Consider the following 19,982-nt stretch of genomic DNA (forward strand, 5'->3'; position numbering starts at 1 on the left):
TCCCTTACTGGGCTGGGATTTTCTCCCTTGGCTTTTGCCATCCAAAACGAGTCATTAAAGCAACATAAAGACAAAGCATGAATAAGAATAAGGAAGGGGCAGAGTGCTAAATCGGGTGTGGTTAGTGTTTTTCCTCACATCGCTGCTGGCGATGGCGGTACAGTTGTTTAATGGGCATATCGACGTACTTGCCAACGCGGTAGAGGCCCTGTTTGCCAGCGCTAAACTCGCCGCTGAAATTGCCTTAGGCTTAGTGGGCGTTTTGTCCCTGTGGATGGGATTAATGCGAATCGGTGAAAAGGCTGGGGTTGTTGGGGCGATTGCCTTTGTGTTTGAGCCGCTGCTGCGCCGCTTGATGCCCGAAGTGCCCAAGGGACACCCCGCATTTGGCAGTATGACGATGAACTTAACGGCCAACGTATTTGGGCTAGATAATGCTGCCACGCCATTGGGGCTTAAGGCTATGCAGGATTTGCAGAGTCTAAATCCGGTCAAAACCGTCGCGACCAATGCACAAATTCTATTTTTAGTGCTCAATACTTCCTCGGTGACGCTAGTCCCTGTCACTGTGTTTTTATACCGTGCCCAACAGGGCGCCGCCGCACCTGCGGACATTTTTTTACCGATACTCCTCGCCACATCTGCCTCAACCTTAGCGGGGCTTTTGATCGTTGCTGTTGTGCAGCGGCTTTCACTGCTCAATGCCGTGGTGCTCGGATATGGCGCAGTACTGCTGTCGGCATTAGTTGCCAGTGGCTTTTATTTGATGACCTTAACGGCAGACGCGATTGGCACTGTTTCGACCGCCTTAGGCAACGGGGTATTGCTACTGTTAGTCTTCAGTTTTGTGCTGGTGGCGGGCGTGCGAAAAGTGGCGATTTATGATGAGTTTATCGAAGGTGCCAAGGCGGGGTTTAACCAATCGATTCAACTGATACCGTATCTGTTAGCCATGCTGCTGGCGATTGGCTTACTCAGGGCGTCGGGCGCGTTGGATTATCTGCTGCAACTGATTGCCAGTGGCGTGAGTCTTTTCGGATTTGATACTCGCTTTGTCGATGCGATGCCAACCGCATTAATGAAACCTTTTAGCGGTTCGGGCGCGCGGGCCATGATGCTCGAAACCATGGCGCACCATGGTGTGGACTCCTTTGCGGGGCGCTTGGCGGCGATTTTCCAAGGGAGTACTGAAACGACTTTCTATGTGCTGGCAGTTTATTTTGGCTCCGTTGGGATCCGTCACGGGCGTCATGCGCTCGCCTGTGGTTTAACGGCCGACTTTGCAGGGATCTGCGCCGCGATTGCGGTTTGTTATTGGTTCTATGGCTAAGGATGCAATTGAGAAGAGCTGATTGACACCGATAGTAGACCGTTGCTTTAGCGGATAAAAATCAGGCGCATTAGAGTTTATCTAATGCGCCTGATTTTTAAGAGATATCGAATTCGCTAGGCTTATTATCAAACTGGCCAAACTACAGATAAGGCTTGACTTTATTGAGCCGGAGCCCATTCCTGCCATTCGCTCTGGGCCTTGTGTTGCAACTTAATCACAGCACCTTGGCTTAAGCGATTACCTGCTTGTGTCGTTTCCTTGGTAGCGACATTAATGCCGCCCGCCAATAGGGTTTCGAGCGAGCCAGCTTCAATTTGCGCACCAGAGAAAATCCCCACATCGACTTTAATGCCTGAAGCGTCCCAGAACTGACTGCTCTGATTCACTAAGTGACTGTACTGCGGCTCAATATGCGCTTGCATTAGCACACTGTTACCTTGAGACGACAGACTATAACCATCGATTTGGCCGACTTTAATGCCACGGAAGAAGATAGGCGTGCCGACTTTCATCGAGCCAAGGTTGCTGTCTTCTAAGGTAAACTTAAGCGCATCTTCGGCCACGTTGGCATAGCTGCTCTCAACCAATTTGGCTTGGAAGTGGGTGGCTTTTTGGTTGCTCTTACCCGGTAACACGCCAATATAAGGTCCAGTAATTAAGGTTTCTGGCGCTTTGATCCCCGCTAAGGAGATTTGCGCATCAACCATATGGTACTCAGTATCACTGCGGCTGAAGTGCTCGGCATAATCGCCATAGAGATAAGCCGTTGCCGTGAGGGTAGTTAAGTCGGCATTGAGCTTAACTTGCGTCACTTCACCTACTTGATGGCCTTGGTAACGAATGGCGGCTTTGGCGACCAATTTCGCCGAGGCGGGTAAGGTGAGTTTGATTGCTTGAGCCTGGGCTAAGGCGAGCTGTTTACTTTCGTATAGTTTAAGTGCCGCATTCGGTTCAGCCGTTGAACTATCCAACAAACCTAAGCTGATGCTGCCCTTTAACGCACCTTGTAGTGGTGCGACGGCGACATCAATACCCGCAAGACTGGCACTGACATCCACGGCACTGTTGCGCCAAAACACTTTAGGTTTTTGTACTAAGGGTTGGAACTGCTTATCGATAGCGATCTTAATCGCAAAGTCTTCAGTTTTACTCTGCCAGTTGACCGACTCAACACTGCCGATTTGCATTTTTTTATAGTAAATCGGTGAGCCTTGGCTGACATCGGCGCCATCGACACTGGTGAGGGTAAAGTACAGACGTTGCTGCCGAGCAAAGAATTGTTTTGCTTCATCTATCGAACTAAAGAGTGGCAGGCGAGTATTCGCCGCTAGTGGTGTGTCGCTGCTTCCAGGAATAAGACTCACAGCCCCTTTGGTGAGGGTAGCCATATCACGGGTTTTCACCGACACCCCATCGAGTGAGGCATCGATGCTCAGAGCCGACTCGGGGATAAAATAGCTATCACTGCGAACTAAGCTGGCAAACTCAGGTTGCAGCTCGAGTTGATATTCAACGGCCGACAGATCTTTAGTTAATTTCACCGCCAGCACCTGACCGATAGGCAGCTGCTTGTAACGCACTTCAGCGCCAGCAGTGAGCCCCATATTTTCAGTTGAGGTGATAGTGAGCTGACGTTTCTTGGCCTTAAGTAGATCGGGCGCCGACTCTTGCAGGGCAAAACTACTAGGCAGCGCCGTATTGGCATTGGTGCCGGGTAAAAAGTTAATCACGCTGCCCGTGAGTAAGCGTTCGGGGTTTTTGATCCCAGAGAGCGAAATATCGGCGCCTTCAAGCCAAAACAGCCCGTCACTGGTTAACAGGTTAGCGTATTCAGGCTCAAACTTTGCCACCGCAGTCACGCCGGTTGCGGTGAGTTGTTTGCTTTGTAGGGTGCCAATGGTGATGCCGCGATACACAATGCGAGTGCCTTTATCAATCGCGTTGCCATCGTTCATGGTCAGGCTGACTTCAATTCCGCCAAGGGCGCTGGTTTCGGAATCATAGAGGGCAAAACTGTCACCATTTTGTGCCGCAGGCGCTTTATCATCGGAGCTGAAACTCACGCCGCCAGCTAGAATCGAAGCAAGGCTCTCAGTGTTGACTTTAATGCCCGCTAAGCTGGCGTCGACTTTCACGCCGGATACGTTCCAAAAGTGGGAGTTTTTCTTCACTAAACGCGCATATTGCTCTTGGATAAAGGCGCTGATAATCACTCTGGCGTTGCCGTCTAAACGGTAGCTGACCACGCTGCCGACGGGGATCTGACGAAAGAATACCGGCGAGCCTACGTCCAACGAGCCGAGTTTATCGGCCGTCAGTTCAATCATCACCCCTTCAGTACCGATTTGCATCGGTGGTGGTTGACGCTCAGCCTCGAAGAAGGTGGCGGCATTGCCTTTACCGGGCTGAATTGCGATATAGTTGCCCGAAAACAGCGCATCTAGGCCTTCAACACCCGTGATGCTGGCTTTTGGAGTGACTAACCAGAAAAGGGTCTCTTTATTTAAGAAAGGCTTAGCGCGATAGTCCATCATGACTTTGACGTTTACGCCCTTAAGATCCTCATCGATACCAATGTCTTTCACCTTACCGACGGTAAGACCTTGATATTTGACTAAGGTTTTACCCACGTCGATCCCCGTGGCACTGGGGAAGTGGATCTGAATTTCAATGCCCGATTCTTTGATGCTCTTAATGCCCAGCCATGCGCCGAGTGCGAGCGCCACAATTGGGAGCAGCCAAATCGGCGAAAAGAGTTTTTTCTTCACAACTTTTGGCGATTCAATTTGTGTCATCTTGAGGTTCCAATCGATCCCAGAGTAAACGAGTGTCTAAAACTTTTGCGGCAAGTTGCGTCAGTAAAATCACCAATGCAAACGCCGTGGCCGCGGGTGCAGGCTTTGCATCGAGTAGTTGCCCCATATTGACGAGGGCAACGGTTAGGGAAATTACAAACAAATCGAGCATCGACCAGCGGCCAATCCACTCAATCACATGAAATCCCACCATGAGTTTCTTTTTTGAAATCGGCAAATTAAAGCTAATGGCACAGAGGTAAGTGGCCAAACCGATAATCTTCACCCAAGGCACTAAGATACTGGCGATAAACACGATAATAGCGATGGGTAACATATCCGAATGCACTAAATGGATAATGCCAGAGAAGATCGTATCGTGGCGCACTTGCCCCTGATTGGTGAGCATAGTAATAGGGTAGAGGTTAGCGGGAACCAACAAAATGGCGGCGGTGATCAGCAGCGCCCAACTTTTTTGTAAGCTACTGTAATCGCGCACCTGTAACTCGGCTTCACAGCGGCTGCAATGAGTGTTATCACTGCTATTGAGCTGCCGGCACACTCGGCACAGACACAGGTCTAAATCTTTCCCCTGTTGTTTCATCTTAGCGGCGCCCCTGCATCAGTAGACTCCACATATGCTCAATATCGTATTCCCGCTGTAAGAACAGGGTGACTAAAAAAAGCATAGTGAAGCAAAAGGTGCCCATTCCGAAGTAAATATCAGAAAAATCAGATAATTGAAATGAAGAAACCAGAAAGCTAATCACATAAATCTCCAGCATAGTCAGCTGGGATAGCAGCCCTTGAAGTTTTAATAACTGTTTGAGGCTGCGACGCCAAAAGGGGCTACCAAGTCCCCATTTGACAATCAAAATCTGGCTGAGGATCGATAGGATCAATAAACCCGGACCAATCACGGCGGCGGCGAGCACGGCTAGTCCCACGACCCAATAACCTTGGTCGAACACCGCAAAGGCGCCCTGAAACACTGTTGTGGTGCGAATACTGCCCAAAAAGTGGATTTCGAGTACAGGGAAAAAATTGGCGGGGAAATAGAACACCAGCGCGGTAATGCACAGCGCCAACATGCCGTTTACAGAGCAGTATGGTGTGTCATAAAGTGCGGTACTGCAGCGCGGGCACAACGCCCTAACACCCGTAGGTAGGGCGCGCTTTCGAATGGCCAAGTCGCAGGAACGACAGAGGATTACAGAGTTTTCTGCTGTATTTTCATGCATATAAAAATATTAAATTAGCCCCAAAGCCATTGAGATTGCGCAAATAATCTGTAAACGAGCAGATTATCCAATGAGACATCAAACAGCTTGACCCATCTCGACAACGAAAAGCGCACTCATAATATCAGAATAATCAGAACACTTGCATCACTAGTTCACTTTATGTCATCCTGATCACTGTATATAAAAACAGTGCGAGGGCAGTCATGGCAGTTATTACACAGTTTGTCGTGGTAAGAGAAGGGGTGGAGAAGATGACATTCATATCGAAAAAGGAGGCTGATGCCTACGATAAGATGCTCGACATCGCCGACAACCTCATTCCATTTATTCAAAAAGCGCAGCTCGGAATTGATGAAACCGTGAGCGAACAGCTCGCATTCTATTTTGCTAACAATAAAGATGAGCTGACAAACTTGCTTAAAGGCGTGGTTCAAGTTAATAGTACGCCATCAAAACAAAATGCAGCGAAGAAAGCGCCTAAGAAGGACGACGCTGCCGAATAATTTTTTAGGAAGTCTATGAAACCGCAATTTTATGAGTCACTGAATCGTCAAGCGCTGGCCTTACTCGATGGCGAGGATGATTTAGTGGCTGCCATGGCTAACTTTTCTGCCTTGCTGAACGATAACCTGACCGAACTGAACTGGGTGGGTTTTTACGTGATGCGTGGTGACCAACTGGTGTTGGGTCCTTTTCAAGGCAAAGTGGCCTGTACCCGTATTCCTATGGGTAAGGGCGTGTGTGGTACCGCCGCGCAAACCAATCAGACGCAGCGCGTCGCCGATGTGCATCAATTTGATGGTCACATTGCCTGCGATTCGGCCAGTAATTCTGAAATTGTTATCCCAGTCCGCGCCGATGGTAAGGTTGTGGCCGTGCTGGATATCGATAGCCCTATTTTTGACCGCTTCGATGAAGAAGACCAAAAGGGCTTGGAATTATTGGTAAAAAGCTTCGAAAACTGCCTATTTGCTTAATTTGCGTACAATAACGCATAATTCATAGTCGCAATCGGTGGCGTGCGCCTTATAATAGCGCATGCACTGATAAGGCTTATTTTGAGCGCTGCCGAAATAAGCCTGATAGGTTCAGCCGTGAAAAATTGTTAACTTATATTTTTTAACTTTAGTTAACTCGGCGAGAATGCTAATTTGTACTTTGGCTCATATGTGGGCTTAACCAAGATAAACGACTCGTAAGAAGCTGATTTTTATCACCTCGGATTCGATGTCCCTTTTTAACTGTGGAAGTAATGATGGAATCAACAGATAAGTTGACCGACACCAACGCAATTTTGGCGTATTTGTATGAAACATTTCCTTTGTGCTTTATTGCTGAAGGTGAAACTAAGCCATTAAAAATCGGATTGTTTCAAGATTTGGCTGAAAGGTTGGCTGATGATTCTAAAGTCAGTAAAACTCAACTGCGAGTTGCCTTAAGACGCTACACCAGCAGCTGGCGCTACCTGAAATCGGTAAAAGCCGGTGCACAGCGTGTAGACCTCGACGGTCAACCATGCGGTGAGTTAGAGCAAGAGCATATCGATCATGCTCAAGCTATGTTGAAAGAAAGCCAAGATAAAGCCAAAGCTAAGCGTGCTGCTCAAGCACCTAAAGCGGCACCTGCTGGCAAAGCGCCTGCGAAAAAAGCCCCTAAGAAAGTGGCTGTACCTGCACGTAAGACTGAGCGCCCAGCAAAAGCAGCCCCTAAGGCTGAACCTGCGGTTAACTTAGTGCAAGCACAATTGACCGATCTAACCAAGAAGCAACGTGTCAATGTTAAGTTAGGTATGACGCCAGTAGCCGGCGTGATCACCGACATTAACAAAGAGGACATTCATGTTCAGCTGGATAGCGGCTTAACGGTAAAAGTGAAAGCGGAACATATCCTGCTGTAATCATTTAATCAAACGGAGTAACTTGTTGATGCGAAAACTCACTTTGGCTACATCCATTGCCACTGTTTTTGTCGGATTCTCGGCTTGGGCTGTACCACCCACGATTCAAATCAGCGAGTTACCCACTCTCAAGCAGGAAGCGCAGCATAAAGTGGCGAGTAAGCGAGTGACGGATTTATACACTCGTTCCCACTATCACAGATTCGCCTTAGACGATGCGTTTTCGGCGCAGATCTTCGACCGTTACCTGCAGCAACTCGATTACCGTCGTAATGTGCTGACGCAAGCCGATGTCGACAGTTTTAAGCCTTATACCAATCAATTCGATGATATGTTGAGTTCGGGCGATCTTGACCCTGCCTACAAGATGTTTGATTTAGTGCAAAAGCGTCGCTACGAAGGTTTTGTGTACGCGCTTTCTCTGCTCGATAAAGAGATGGATTTCACCGTGCCAGGTGATGCCTACGAGTACGACAGAGAAGATGCGGCGTGGCCAAAAGATCAAGCCGAAATCAACGAGCTGTGGCGCCAACGTGTTAAATACGATGCGTTGAATCTGAAGCTCACAGGCAAGAAATGGCCTGAGATCGTCGATATTCTGCAAAAGCGTTATAACAACGCCATCAAACGTCTGACCCAGACCAATAGCGAAGATGTGTTCCAAGCGGTGATGAATGCGTTTTCTCGCAGCATCGAGCCACACACTAGCTATTTATCGCCACGTAATGCTGAGCGTTTCCAAATGGAAATGAACTTAAGCCTCGAAGGGATTGGTGCACAGTTACAGCTCGAAGACGATTACACTGTCATCAAGAGTTTGATTGCAGGCGGTCCTGCGGCCAGCAGTGAAAAGCTGTCACCGGAAGATAAGATCGTCGGCGTCGGCCAAGAAGGCGGTGAGATTGTTGATGTGATCGGCTGGCGATTAGACGATGTCGTCGATCTGATTAAAGGGCCTAAGGGCAGTAAAGTCGTATTACAGATTTTACCTAAGAAGGGCGGCTCAAACGCTAAGCCGTTTAATTTGACCTTAGTGCGCGACAAAATCCGTTTAGAAGACCGTGCCGCGACCTCAAAGATCATCGAGCCGAAAGACGGTGAATACGCCAATCGTAAAGTGGGTGTGATTCAAATTCCTGGTTTCTATATGAATTTATCCCAGGACGTCGAAAAAGAATTGGTGAAGTTAAACGAAGCCAAGGTTGAAGGTGTCGTTATCGACTTACGTGGTAATGGCGGCGGTGCGTTAACCGAAGCCGTGTTACTGACCGGACTCTTTATCGATATGGGCCCCGTGGTGCAAGTGCGTGACGCCGATGGTCGAGTGTCTGCCCACCGTGATAACGATGGCAAGACGACCTACGCAGGCCCGTTAACCATTATGGTTGACCGTTACAGTGCATCAGCTTCTGAGATTTTTGCCGCTGCCTTGCAAGATTACGACCGTGCGCTGATTGTCGGTGAGTCAAGCTTTGGTAAAGGTACAGTGCAGCAGCATAAGAGCCTAGGTCGCATCTACGATATGTACGAGAAGCCGATTGGTCACGTACAGTACACGATCCAAAAGTTCTACCGTATCAACGGTGGCAGCACTCAGCTCAAGGGCGTAACCCCTAACATTGCTTACCCAAGTGCGTTAGAGCCGGGTGAATACGGTGAAGCGGAAGAGAAGAATGCTTTACCTTGGGACAAAGTGCCAATGGCGCAATACGGCACCCTAAACGACATCACCCCTGAGTTGGTGGCGAGTTTAGATAAAAAGCACCTTGCCCGTATTCAAAACGATGTTGAGTTTAACTATATCAATCAAGATATTGCCGACTTTAAAAAGCATCATAAAGAGAAAACTGTCTCCTTAGTTGAAAGTGAGCGCATTGCCTCGCGTGAAGCCGATGAGAAGAAAGTACTCGATAGAACTAACGAGCGTCGTGTTGCCCATGGTTTAGCCGCGGTTAAATCGATGGAAGACATTAAAGACAAAGACGATGTTGAAGCACCAGATGCCTTCTTAGACGAAACGGCCTATATCACTTTAGATATGGCGGATGCAAAAAAGCTGGCTAACGCTGGCACTAAATAGGCGGTTATTGCGCCTGTTTACCGTATCTTAAAACGCGCTTATGGCGCGTTTTTCTTATTTAGAACAAAGTGTTAAAGGGAACGACATGACACAAGCACAAGCAAAATACCTTAAAGATTATCAAGCTCCCCAGTTCACGATCGAAACCATTGATTTAGATTTTAATCTCGATGGTAAAAACACTCTGGTAACAGCCGTTAGCAAAGTCAAACGCACTTCTTCCCACACCAATCCCTTAGTGCTCGATGGTGAAAGTTTGACCTTAGTGAGTGTGGCCATTGATGGACAAGCGGCGGCGTACCACGCGAGTGAAGGGCAGTTGTCAATCGAGACAACCCTGAATGAATTTGAGTTGACCATCATCACCCAACTCGATCCCGAGGCTAACTCAAGCCTCGAAGGGCTTTATATGTCTGATGGTGCCTACTGTACTCAGTGCGAAGCCGAAGGCTTTAGACGTATCACTTATTTTCTCGACCGCCCGGATGTATTAGCTAAATACACCGTGCGAATCGAGGCCGACAAACTGGCGTTTCCTTTCCTGCTTAGCAACGGCAACTTGGTTGAAAAAGGTGAGCTCGATGGTGGCCGTCATTACGTGCGCTGGCAAGATCCCTTCCCAAAACCCGCCTATCTGTTTGCCTTAGTCGCTGGCGATTTCGATCTGCTGCAGGATGAGTTTATCACCCGCAGTCATCGCAAAGTGGTACTGCAGGTGTTTGTCGATAAAGGTAATTTGCACAAAGCGCACCATGCGATGGCGTCCCTGAAAAAGTCCATGGCTTGGGATGAGTCCCGTTTTGACCTCGAGTACGACTTAGATATCTACATGATAGTCGCCGTCGACTTTTTCAATATGGGGGCGATGGAAAACAAAGGCTTAAATATCTTCAATACCAAGTATGTGTTGGCCGATACCTTGACCGCAACCGACGAGGATTACCACGGCATTGAATCTGTGGTCGGCCATGAGTATTTCCACAACTGGACGGGTAACCGTGTGACTTGCCGTGACTGGTTCCAATTAAGCCTCAAGGAAGGCTTAACAGTGTTTCGCGATCAGGAGTTTAGTTCGGATTTAGGCTCTCGTGCTGTGAACCGAATTCACGCGATTAAAGTCATCAAAAACCAGCAGTTTGCTGAAGACTCGGGCCCAATGGCGCATCCTATCCGCCCCGAGTCTGTGATTGAGATGAATAATTTTTATACTGTTACTGTGTATAACAAGGGCGCCGAAGTTATTCGCATGATGCACACCCTGTTGGGTGAAGCCCATTTCCAAGCGGGGATGAAGTTATACTTCAAACGCCACGATGGCCAAGCCGTGACTTGCGATGATTTTGTCGCGGCGATGGAAGATGCCAGTGGTATAGATTTAACGCAATTCCGTCTCTGGTATAGCCAAGCGGGTACGCCAATTGTCACCGCAAGCGACAGTTTTGACGCTGAGGCTGGGACTTATCAGTTAACCCTCAAACAAACGTTAGCGGGCTGCGCTTCACCCTTACATATTCCCTTTAGCCTAGAGCTGTTAGATGAGAAAGGGCAATCACTGATAAATCAAGTACTTGATTTTACTCAATCAGAGCAAGTGTTTAGCTTTGAAGGTATGCAGCATAAACCCGTAGCCTCCTTACTACAGGATTTTTCTGCACCGGTTAAATTACATTATCCCTTTGAAATCGACCACCTAGTACATTTGATGCGCTTTGCCTCGAGTGAAGTGGCGCGTTGGGAGGCGTCGGTGGCGCTCGTGAGCCAAGCGATTTGGCAAAATGTGGCGCATTTACAGCAACATCACACCATGACCTTAGATGAGCGTGTGAAAGACAGTTTCAAAGGCGCCTTACTCGATGAGCAGTTAGATCAGGCGCTGATGGCGGAAATATTAGCCATACCATCGGCCTCAGCCTTGATTGAGCAAACCGATACCGTTGATTTAGATGCCTTAGCCTTAGCCCGTGAATTTGTGCTCACGGAGCTTGCCGCCTATTGTGAAGATGAGTTAACAGCGCTGTATCGCTCATTGGTAAACCGTGATTGCACAAAAGCGCGCGCGTTAAAAAATCAGTGCCTTAACTGGTTGAGCCGAGTCAGTAGCGATGCCGAAAGCTTTGTGGTTGAGCAGTTTGAGAAGGCTGCCAATATGACCGACTCACTCGGCGCATTAAGCGCGGCCAATGTCGGCTCGTTACCTTGCCGCGCACATTTGATGGCAATGTTTGAAGCCCGCTGGCGCGATACGCCGCTGGTGATGGACAAATGGTTTATGTTGCAGGCGACCCATGATGAGGAAGGGGTGATTGATAGCTTGCGTCAATTACAGCAACACGCGAGCTTTAGCATGAGCAATCCTAATCGCGTGCGTTCACTGATTGGCAGTTTTGCTGCGGGGAATATTTATCAGTTCCACCGCGCCGATGGCAAAGGTTATGAGTTTTTAACTGAATGCCTTATCAGCTTAAATAAACTCAACCCGCAGGTTGCAGCGCGGATGGTGACGCCACTCATCCAATTCAGTAAGTTTGATGCGGCGCGTCAGGCCAAGATCAAGGCTTGTTTAACGCGATTACTGGCGTTACCAGAGCTTTCAAAGGACTTATTCGAGAAAGTATCTAAAGCCTTAGCGCAATAAGAGTTGGGCGAGGGCAGCGCTTTGCTGCCCTTATTTTTTAAGCCGTTTTCCGCGAAAATTTGCAAACTGCTGGATATTTTGTGGCTTGATGTCGAGCGTCTTAAACTGAGTGTCCTAAATATAGATGCTAAACACATAGAGGCTTTGAACGTTAAGTTCTAGGCAAAATGCCTTAGAAGTAAGGGGCTATCAATGCGTACTCTATGTGTTAGTACCTTGGAATGAGCACCTATACTCCTTTTTAAACCCTGTGAAAATTGCGCTCTTTTGGATGGATGCACAGTCAGGGGCATACCTTAGTCATACTCTTTTGCTTGTTAAGTTAAACCTAAGGAAAGCCGCTTTATACTGGGGAGTCTAAGGTTTTGCAGTGATACAGCGCTGTAGCGGTTAGATTATGAGTTACTGTAAGTCCTTATCGTTTATTTACTTTTTGGCGAGTCTAATAATGTCACGCATTTTCGCCATAAAGCCTGCTTGGTTCAGTAGGCGCAGATTATTTTGAGTATCAATATGGAATTGTATTTTAAGCTAAACCTAAGTTATCGAGAGTTTTTGCCTTACTACCAAGGCCTTGCCGATAAGGTTGAAGTGCGTGAACGTCAGGGGCGGATCCTCTGGATTAATGGCCGACATTTTAGGCGTTTTTTAACCGATAACGGTATCCATGGACAGTTCAAACTGGTGCTCGATGATAAAGGGCAATTTGTGTCGTTGGAGCAGTTAGCCTAATAAATTGTTGATTTTTATTTAGAGCAATTACTTTAAACGGTCGACTAATTACAATCGCGTAAATATGATATTTTCTTTGTGATTATGTTAATGAAATATAAAGTCTTTTACCTGCTTTTTCCCACGCTTTTTAATCTGCTGCTTTTCTAATTTAAATCCCATTGCCGTAGTAGATGACATAAATGTGTCTACGTGCTTAATTCTTTAGAAAATTTTCTCTAACTGTGCCTTGCTCATGGGGATTAATTGCTGTAACAATGATGTTACCTGTGAGCTAACAAGATGTTGGTTGTAATTCCAAGAACAAAGAATCCAGCAGGGTACGGAGAGCTAAAATGAAAATTGTTAAAAAAAGTTTTAACAAGTCGGCGCTTGCTTTGGGGGTGGCGTCGGCATTGAGTTTATTGATGGTGTCGAATGTTAATGCGGTTGCGTTCGATTGGGGGGAGATACAAGGGACTTTTGACTCGACTTGGACTGCGGGTGCCAGTTGGCGTGTTGGGGAGCGCGATTGGGACGGACAAATTGGTAAGGTAAACCAGCCGCAGTTTGATTGGTCAAATTACTCCGCATTTGGCAATACCAAGTACACTTCTGCTGAGATTTGGGCACAGCCAGGTTCTTACTCTAGCAACAACGATTTGAGTAATTTACTTTATTCTCAAGGTGATACTACATCCGAAATCGTTAAAGGATTGCACGAGTTATCCCTTAAGTACGAGAACTATGGTCTGTTCGTTCGTGGTATGTATTTCTACGATCGTAAGCTAAACGATGGTAATTACGACTTCAATGACCCGTTAACCGGGAAAGAATACGATCCTTGCCGCGATAGCAAAGCTTCTGAAGTGCAATGTAAGGACATCCGTCTGCTGGATGCCTTCGTATACGCGAATTTTGATTTAAACGATGGTGCCAACCCGCTTTCTATCCGCGTAGGTAACCAAGTGGTTTCTTGGGGTGAAAGTACGCTGATCGCCCACGGTATTGGTGAAATCAACCCCGTCGATTTGAACATCCTGAACGCGCCTGGCGCGGAACTTAAAGAAGCTTTCCGTCCTCAGGGTATGGTGTGGGCCTCATTGGGGATCACCGAAAACTTATCGGTAGAAGGTTTCTATCAATATGATTGGGAACCCGTTTGGATCCCAACCCCAGGTTCGATTTTTGCGACCAACGATTTCGCCGGTTACGGTGGTTATAACCAGAACGCGCAATTAGGCTTTAACGCTAACCCAGACATCAATTTAGACTTCTTGACGCAGGAATATCAGAAACTCGCTGGGATGATCGCCAGTGGTCAAACGATTCCTACACAGCAATTGGTGGCAATGGCACTGGCTTATCCCACTAAAGTGACGTTAGTGCAAGATGAGCAAGCCCCAAGCAACGGTGGCCAATATGGTATCAAGTTGGGTTATTACGCCCCTGAGTTAGGCGATACCGAGTTTGGTTTCTACTTTATGAACTACCACAGCCGTCGTCCGCTGATCAGCGGTACCGCCGCCGACTTTAGCACTGGCGCACTGTTGTCAGATCTTGCTGTACTGGGTCAAAACGCGGGTGATATTAACCGCGAATTGCTGCTCAGCTTAAAGAGCTTCTCTAAGGCGCAAATTGTTTATCCTGAAGACATTAAACTCTATGGCTTCAGCTTTAACACCTCACTGGGTGATACCTCTGTCGGCGCTGAAATCGCTCACCGTCAAGACGAACCGCTGCAAATCGATGACGTAGAACTACTGTTCGCGGGTATGCCACAACAGTTAGCCAACGCGGGTATTCGCCCCGATTTTGACGGCATTTCACAGATTGATGGCGTACAGCCTGGTGAAACCGTTGACGGTTTTATCCGCCTAGATACCACTCAAGCGCAAGTTACCTTTACTCACTTGTTCGGTCCTACCTTGGGATTGGATAACCTGACGATGTTGGCGGAAGTCGGTGGGGTATGGATCCATGACATGCCAGGTTTTGATGAATTGCGCCTCAATGGCCCAGGTACCGCACGTTCTGGCGGCAACCCAGATATGCCTGGCATCATTCAAGCGTTGCACAATGGTCCTGAAACCAACCCATTCCCAACGGATTTCGCGTGGGGATACCGTCTGGTGGCTAAAGCGGACTTTAACAACTTGTTTGCGGGCGTGAACATGTCTCCTCGGTTGATTTTCTCACACGATGTCGACGGTATTACGCCTGATCCTATGTTCCTCTTTACCGAAGGACGTAAGTCAGTGGCCTTAGGTGTTAATTTTGAATACCAAAACCGTTGGGGGGCAGACTTATCCTACAACAACTTCTTTGGCGGTGTAGGAACAACCAACGCGATGTCAGATCGTGATTATATTTCTTTCAATATCAAGTATTCGATCTAAAGGACTATAACAATGAAGAAACTGTCGATATTGGCAAGCGCCGTGATGATGGCCCTTGTAGCACCTGTAGCGATGGCAAAGGTTTCTGAAGCCGACGCCGCTAAATTGGGTAACGAATTAACGCCATTAGGCGCAGAAAAAGCCGGCAATGCCGATGGCTCTATTCCCGCTTGGGATGGCGGTATTACTAAGCCAGTTGCTGGATACACTAAGGGTATGCATCACCCCGATCCTTTCCCTGAGGATAAAATTGAATTCACTATTACCAATGCCAACAAAGCCCAATACAAGGATTTTTTGACCCCGGGTCAAATGAAACTGTTTGAGCTTTACCCAGATACTTACAAGATGAATGTGTACAAAACGCGCCGCAGCGCGTCAGTGCCACAATTTGTCTATGATGCGACCAAAGCCAACGCCACTCGCGCAGAACTGGTTGCACAGGGTAATGGTATTGCGGGTGCATCGATTGGTATTCCATTCCCTATCCCTGCCAATGGCTTAGAAGCGATTTGGAACCATATTCTGCGCTTCCGTGGTGTGGATGTGGAAACTTCACGTAGCCAAGCGGCACCGACGGCCGATGGTAGTTACACCTTAGTGGAAACCGCTGAAGAAATTCGTTTTGAATATTCTCGCCCTGAAATCACCCTTGATCAGTTAAAGGCCAGCAACACGCTGTTCTACTTTAAACAAGTGGTGACTCAGCCAGCTCGCTTAGCAGGTACGGCACTGTTAGTGAAAGAAACCATGGACCAAGAGGCGCTGCCGCGCCAAGCATGGACCTATAACACAGGTCAGCGCCGCGTTCGTAAAGCACCCAACGTTGCCTTCGATACACCGGGTACCGTATCCGATGGTCTGCGCACCACAGACGATTTCGACATGTTTAACGGCTCACCCGTGCGCTATAACTGGGAGCTTGTGGGCAAGAAGGAAATCTATATTCCTTACAACGACTACAAATTGCACTCAGACAAGCTGAAATATGACCAGATTTTAAAACCCGGTCATATCAATCCTGAGTTTGTTCGTTGGGAAAAACACCGCGTATGGGAAGTGAAGGCGACCTTAAAAGACGGTATGCGCCACATCTACAAAACCCGTGTGATGTATCTTGACGAAGACTCATGGCAAGTCTCGATTGCCGATCTGTATGACAACCGTGATGAACTCTACCGTGTGGCGGTTGCCCACGGCTTGAACTACTACGAAGTCCCAACCCAGTGGGATACCTTAGAAGTGTTCCACGACCTACAGTCCCGTCGTTATTTGGCCATGGGCTTAGACAACCAGAGTGGGATGTATAACTTCGATGCCAAGTTGAGTGAAGCAAACTTCACCCCAGACGCGCTGCGTCGCGAAGGTATCCGTTAATCAGCCACGGTATAAAGGGGCGCTAAGCGCCCCTCATTAGTTTAAGGAAGTTTGTATGTCGTTTCGCATCCTTCAATGCGCCGCTGCAATCAGTGTTGGTTGTTTATTTTCTTCCCCTTCATTTTCTGCGGTGTCTGAGACTTTCCCGCAAATTCAGCCCTTAGCGGCATCTTCTTTAGTGTTAGATATTGCCCATGCGGGACAGCGTTTAGTCGCCGTTGGTGAGCGTGGCCATGTGCTCGTGCTCAATGATACTTGGCAACAGGTGCCGACACCGACCTCGGCGCAGCTGACAAAAGTGTTCTTTTTAAATGAAAAACTCGGTTGGGCAGTCGGGCACGATGCCACTATTTTACACACCCAAGATGGCGGCCAGACATGGTCGTTACAAATGCAGTCGAGCGAAATTGAAAAGCCTTTCCTCGATGTGCTGTTTCTCAATGAGCAGGACGGCATGGCGATAGGGGCGTACGGACTGTTTTATCGAACCCATGATGGCGGCAAGACATGGGCAGAAGAATTCCACGAAGAGTTGCTGGCCGAAGAAGACGTGTCCTATTTGGCTGAGTTAAAGAATAGCGACCAAGCCGCTTATCTGACCGAGCGCGCCTCGTTACTGCCGCATTTTAACCGGATGATAATGCTTAATGATGGTCGTTTGTTACTGGTCGGAGAGCTTGGGCTTGTGGCGGTATCGGCCGATAAGGGCCAAACCTTTACCCGTACTGGGTTTGATTACGACGGCTCTATGTTCAATGCCATTCAATTGCAGGATGCGGTCTATGTGATGGGACTGAGGGGACACGTATTTAAGGCGGATTTGAGCCTTGGCCAATGGGATGAGATTGAAATGCCCGTGCAGTCATCCATTAATGGCGCTTTGGTGAGCTCAGACACTAGCCTGTACCTAGTGGGGAATGCTGGCGTTGTTATTCAGCTAAATCAGGATGATAGTGCGAGTATTGTCACGCGCCGCCAGGGGGAAAACTTAGTTTCGATTGCCAAAGATAACCAAGGGAATGTGTGGTTATCGGGTAGCCAAGGGCTACTCACTCTAAAGCCATAAATGATAAAACAACAATAACAGGGCCGATAAGATGTTAGAAAAACTGGTCAACGGATTTGAGTCATTTTTATTCCGCAACCGTGCTTGGGTGGTGAGCATTTTTATTTTGCTGACGGTTTTTTTGGGATACCAAGCTAGCCAATTAAAAATGGATGCGGCATTCATTAAAAATATTCCGCTTAATCATAGCTATATGCAAACCTACCTCAAACACCAAAAAGATTTTGGGGGCGCGAATAGCATTATGGTGGCGGTGGAAGACACCAGCGGCAATATTTTTAACCCTAACTTTTTCGACACCCTTAAAAACGTTCACGATCAGCTGTTTTTTATTCCCGGTGTTGACCGCTCGCAGGTGAAATCCTTATTTTCACCTTCGACCCGTTTTACCGAAGTCGTGGAAGATGGTTTCGCGGGTGGCCCTGTGATCCCCGCCGATTTTACAACCACCGAAGCGGGTTTGAATACGGTGCGCGATAACATTGAAAAAGCAGGCATTGTGGGGCGGTTGATCGCCAACGACTATAGTGCCGCCATGGTGTCGGCTCAGTTGATGGACTTTGATCCGCAAACGGGTAAGCCCTTAGATACCATCGCTTTTGCCGCTCAGCTGGAAAAGGAACTTCGCGGCAAGTATGAAACCGATAAGGTGAAAATCCACATTATCGGTTTTGCTAAGATGGCGGGTGATGTGGCCGATGGCGCCAAAGGCGTATTGCTGTTCTTCGTGATTGCCATTTTGATCACGGCGGTAATGGTTTATCTGTTTTCAAAGTCACTTATCCTGACCCTATTGCCATTAGTTTGTAGCTTAACGGCGGTGATCTGGCAGCTGGGTTTACTGACGGTCATCGGTTTTGGCTTAGATCCCATGTCAATTTTGGTGCCATTCCTCGTCTTTGCTATTGGGGTGAGTCACGGGGTGCAGATGATCAACGCGGTCAGACGCCGGGTGATGGACGGACAAACCACTAAGGCGGCTTCGGCTTCTGCGTTTCGCAGCTTATTGGTGCCGGGTGGGGTGGCGCTGCTCTCTGATACGGTCGGTTTTATCACACTGTTATCCATTGATATCGGTATTATCCGTGAGCTGGCCATTTCGGCCTCACTCGGTGTGGGTGTGATTATTTTCACTAACCTTATCCTTCTGCCTTTAGTGATCTCTTTCACTGAACTCAAGGTTGCACCACAGGGCACGCCGACTTCGGATGAAGTGCGAGCCGAGGCGATTTGGCGCTACCTTGCCAAATTTGCCACGCCGAAATACGCGGTAGTGGTAATTGTGGCAACCATTGCCTTGTATTTTACGGGTTTGCAACAGGCTAATCAGATGAAAATTGGCGATTTGCAGGGCGGGGCGCCAGCTTTACACCAAGATTCACGCTACAACTTGGACACTTTCTTTATTACTGATCACTTTTCTATCACCACAGATGTGATGACTGTGATTGTAGAAGCGAGCCCTGAGGCCTGTACTTACCATGATATGCTGACGCAAATTGATGAGTTTGAATGGTTAGTGCGTAATACCCCGGGTGTTGAATCGACAGTGAGCTTGGCTTCGGTGGCGAAAAAAGTGAATGCGGGCTTTAACGAAGGCAACCCAAGATGGGAAGTCTTACCGCGCACTACCGCGAGTTTAGTGCAGGCGATTGGCCAAATCCCAACGACATCGGGCTTGTTAAATGGTGATTGCTCTGTGATGCCAGTCTATCTATTTATGCAGGATCACAAGGCGGAAACCATTGAAACGGTTGTCGCTAAGGTGAAAGCGGTCGCGGCCAAAATGGACAATGACAAGCTGCAATTTAAGCTGGCGTCTGGCCCTGTCGGGGTAATGGCGGCGACCAACGAAGCGGTGGCGGAAGCCCAATTACCTATGATGATTTATGTGTATGGCGCGGTATTTGTACTTTGTCTTATCAGCTTTAAGTCATTAAAAGCGACTGTTGCGGTGATTATTCCACTCTATGTGGTTTCTACCCTAGCTCAAGCGCTGATGACTCAGCTCAATATTGGCTTAGCAGTCAGTACCTTACCCGTAATTGCGCTGGGTGTGGGTATCGGTGTTGACTACGGTATTTATATCCTGTCGACCATGTCATCTAAGTTGTCGAATGGGATGCCAGTACAGCAAGCCTACTATGAAGCGTTAGTCGAGCGGGGCAGTGCGGTGATCTTCACTGGCCTGACATTAGCGATTGGGGTGAGTACTTGGTTTTTCTCGGCGCTTAAGTTCCAAATGGACATGGGGATCCTGCTCACCTTCATGTTTGTGGTAAATATGTTGGGCGCCATAATTATCCTGCCAGCACTGGCAGCGGTATTCTGGCGGCAGGCTAAGTAGATACAAACAATGGGGAGTTTTTGACTCCCCATTGTCTTTGAATATAAACGCTGTTTTTTTGATTTTTTGCTCACCTGTTATCACATCTTTACGCTCTG

Annotated in this window: 14 protein-coding genes; 11 read left to right on the forward strand and 3 right to left on the reverse strand. The window is 48.0% G+C overall.

Annotated features, from left to right (window positions below; all coding sequences use genetic code 11):
* Window positions 1–103 precede the first annotated feature (103 nt).
* Window positions 104–1,330: a spore maturation protein gene (locus tag M0415_RS03770; RefSeq protein WP_249555546.1), complete on the forward strand. Its 1,227-nt coding sequence runs from the start codon at window positions 104–106 to the stop codon at window positions 1,328–1,330.
* A 161-nt stretch (window positions 1,331–1,491) separates the two neighbouring features.
* On the opposite strand, the gene M0415_RS03775 is transcribed toward M0415_RS03770, so the two are convergent.
* From M0415_RS03775 to M0415_RS03785, 3 genes are read right to left on the reverse strand one after another with little or no spacing between them, the layout of a single operon-like run.
* Window positions 1,492–4,128, reverse strand: a complete 2,637-nt coding sequence (locus M0415_RS03775; RefSeq protein ID WP_249555541.1) for a PqiB family protein — start codon at window positions 4,126–4,128, stop codon at window positions 1,492–1,494.
* The gene (locus M0415_RS03780; RefSeq protein WP_011716785.1) at window positions 4,115–4,732 is read right to left on the reverse strand and encodes a paraquat-inducible protein A; all 618 of its coding nucleotides are present in this window, start codon (window positions 4,730–4,732) and stop codon (window positions 4,115–4,117) included. Before M0415_RS03780 ends, M0415_RS03775 begins: the two co-directional genes overlap by 14 nt.
* A 1-nt stretch (window position 4,733) precedes the next feature.
* Window positions 4,734–5,369, reverse strand: a complete 636-nt coding sequence (locus tag M0415_RS03785) for a paraquat-inducible protein A (protein ID WP_011716786.1) — start codon at window positions 5,367–5,369, stop codon at window positions 4,734–4,736.
* A 206-nt stretch (window positions 5,370–5,575) separates the two neighbouring features.
* Here M0415_RS03785 and M0415_RS03790 point away from each other — a divergent pair, with 206 nt between their 5' ends.
* From M0415_RS03790 to M0415_RS03835, 10 genes are all read left to right on the forward strand, one after another.
* The gene (locus tag M0415_RS03790; protein ID WP_088211616.1) at window positions 5,576–5,875 is read left to right on the forward strand and encodes a YebG family protein; all 300 of its coding nucleotides are present in this window, start codon (window positions 5,576–5,578) and stop codon (window positions 5,873–5,875) included.
* 15 nt (window positions 5,876–5,890) lie between these two features.
* Complete coding sequence (gene msrC / locus M0415_RS03795) at window positions 5,891–6,349, forward strand: free L-methionine (R)-S-oxide reductase MsrC (RefSeq protein WP_249555539.1); 459 nt, start codon at window positions 5,891–5,893, stop codon at window positions 6,347–6,349.
* 278 nt (window positions 6,350–6,627) lie between these two features.
* The gene (proQ, locus tag M0415_RS03800) at window positions 6,628–7,269 is read left to right on the forward strand and encodes an RNA chaperone ProQ (RefSeq protein WP_086017251.1); all 642 of its coding nucleotides are present in this window, start codon (window positions 6,628–6,630) and stop codon (window positions 7,267–7,269) included.
* Window positions 7,270–7,297: 28 nt separating this feature from the next.
* Window positions 7,298–9,349 carry a carboxy terminal-processing peptidase gene (prc, locus tag M0415_RS03805; RefSeq protein ID WP_249555537.1) on the forward strand — a complete coding sequence of 684 codons (2,052 nt, stop codon included), beginning with the start codon at window positions 7,298–7,300 and terminating at the stop codon, window positions 9,347–9,349.
* Between the two features lie 85 nt (window positions 9,350–9,434).
* Window positions 9,435–11,984 carry an aminopeptidase N gene (gene pepN / locus M0415_RS03810; RefSeq protein WP_249555535.1) on the forward strand — a complete coding sequence of 850 codons (2,550 nt, stop codon included), beginning with the start codon at window positions 9,435–9,437 and terminating at the stop codon, window positions 11,982–11,984.
* A gap of 513 nt (window positions 11,985–12,497) precedes the next feature.
* Window positions 12,498–12,716 carry a DUF2835 domain-containing protein gene (locus M0415_RS03815; protein WP_011716791.1) on the forward strand — a complete coding sequence of 73 codons (219 nt, stop codon included), beginning with the start codon at window positions 12,498–12,500 and terminating at the stop codon, window positions 12,714–12,716.
* A 335-nt stretch (window positions 12,717–13,051) separates the two neighbouring features.
* Entirely contained in the window at window positions 13,052–15,094 is a 2,043-nt protein-coding gene (locus M0415_RS03820; RefSeq protein ID WP_249555529.1) for a DUF1302 domain-containing protein, read from the forward strand.
* 12 nt (window positions 15,095–15,106) lie between these two features.
* On the forward strand, window positions 15,107–16,471 hold the full coding sequence (locus tag M0415_RS03825) for a DUF1329 domain-containing protein (protein ID WP_011622453.1): 1,365 nt from the start codon (window positions 15,107–15,109) through the stop codon (window positions 16,469–16,471).
* Window positions 16,472–16,526: 55 nt separating this feature from the next.
* Window positions 16,527–17,537 (forward strand): YCF48-related protein, encoded by a 1,011-nt coding sequence (locus M0415_RS03830; RefSeq protein WP_220053270.1) that lies wholly within the window; start codon window positions 16,527–16,529, stop codon window positions 17,535–17,537.
* Between the two features lie 31 nt (window positions 17,538–17,568).
* The gene (locus tag M0415_RS03835) at window positions 17,569–19,884 is read left to right on the forward strand and encodes an efflux RND transporter permease subunit (RefSeq protein WP_249555526.1); all 2,316 of its coding nucleotides are present in this window, start codon (window positions 17,569–17,571) and stop codon (window positions 19,882–19,884) included.
* The last annotated feature ends 98 nt before the right edge of the window (window positions 19,885–19,982 follow it).

Source organism: Shewanella sp. 10B, from assembly GCF_023475885.1.
Lineage (GTDB): Bacteria > Pseudomonadota > Gammaproteobacteria > Enterobacterales > Shewanellaceae > Shewanella > Shewanella mangrovisoli.

Excerpts from the sequence above, each read along its gene's own strand:
- M0415_RS03775 (WP_249555541.1), bottom strand. The coding sequence starts at position 4,128 with ATGACACAAATTGAATCGCCAAAAGTTGTGAAGAAAAAACTCTTTTCG.
- M0415_RS03780 (WP_011716785.1), bottom strand. The coding sequence starts at position 4,732 with ATGAAACAACAGGGGAAAGATTTAGACCTGTGTCTGTGCCGAGTGTGC.
- M0415_RS03785 (WP_011716786.1), bottom strand. The coding sequence starts at position 5,369 with ATGCATGAAAATACAGCAGAAAACTCTGTAATCCTCTGTCGTTCCTGC.
- M0415_RS03790 (WP_088211616.1), top strand. The coding sequence starts at position 5,576 with ATGGCAGTTATTACACAGTTTGTCGTGGTAAGAGAAGGGGTGGAGAAG.
- msrC (WP_249555539.1), top strand. The coding sequence starts at position 5,891 with ATGAAACCGCAATTTTATGAGTCACTGAATCGTCAAGCGCTGGCCTTA.
- proQ (WP_086017251.1), top strand. The coding sequence starts at position 6,628 with ATGGAATCAACAGATAAGTTGACCGACACCAACGCAATTTTGGCGTAT.
- prc (WP_249555537.1), top strand. The coding sequence starts at position 7,298 with ATGCGAAAACTCACTTTGGCTACATCCATTGCCACTGTTTTTGTCGGA.
- pepN (WP_249555535.1), top strand. The coding sequence starts at position 9,435 with ATGACACAAGCACAAGCAAAATACCTTAAAGATTATCAAGCTCCCCAG.
- M0415_RS03815 (WP_011716791.1), top strand. The coding sequence starts at position 12,498 with ATGGAATTGTATTTTAAGCTAAACCTAAGTTATCGAGAGTTTTTGCCT.
- M0415_RS03820 (WP_249555529.1), top strand. The coding sequence starts at position 13,052 with ATGAAAATTGTTAAAAAAAGTTTTAACAAGTCGGCGCTTGCTTTGGGG.
- M0415_RS03825 (WP_011622453.1), top strand. The coding sequence starts at position 15,107 with ATGAAGAAACTGTCGATATTGGCAAGCGCCGTGATGATGGCCCTTGTA.
- M0415_RS03830 (WP_220053270.1), top strand. The coding sequence starts at position 16,527 with ATGTCGTTTCGCATCCTTCAATGCGCCGCTGCAATCAGTGTTGGTTGT.
- M0415_RS03835 (WP_249555526.1), top strand. The coding sequence starts at position 17,569 with ATGTTAGAAAAACTGGTCAACGGATTTGAGTCATTTTTATTCCGCAAC.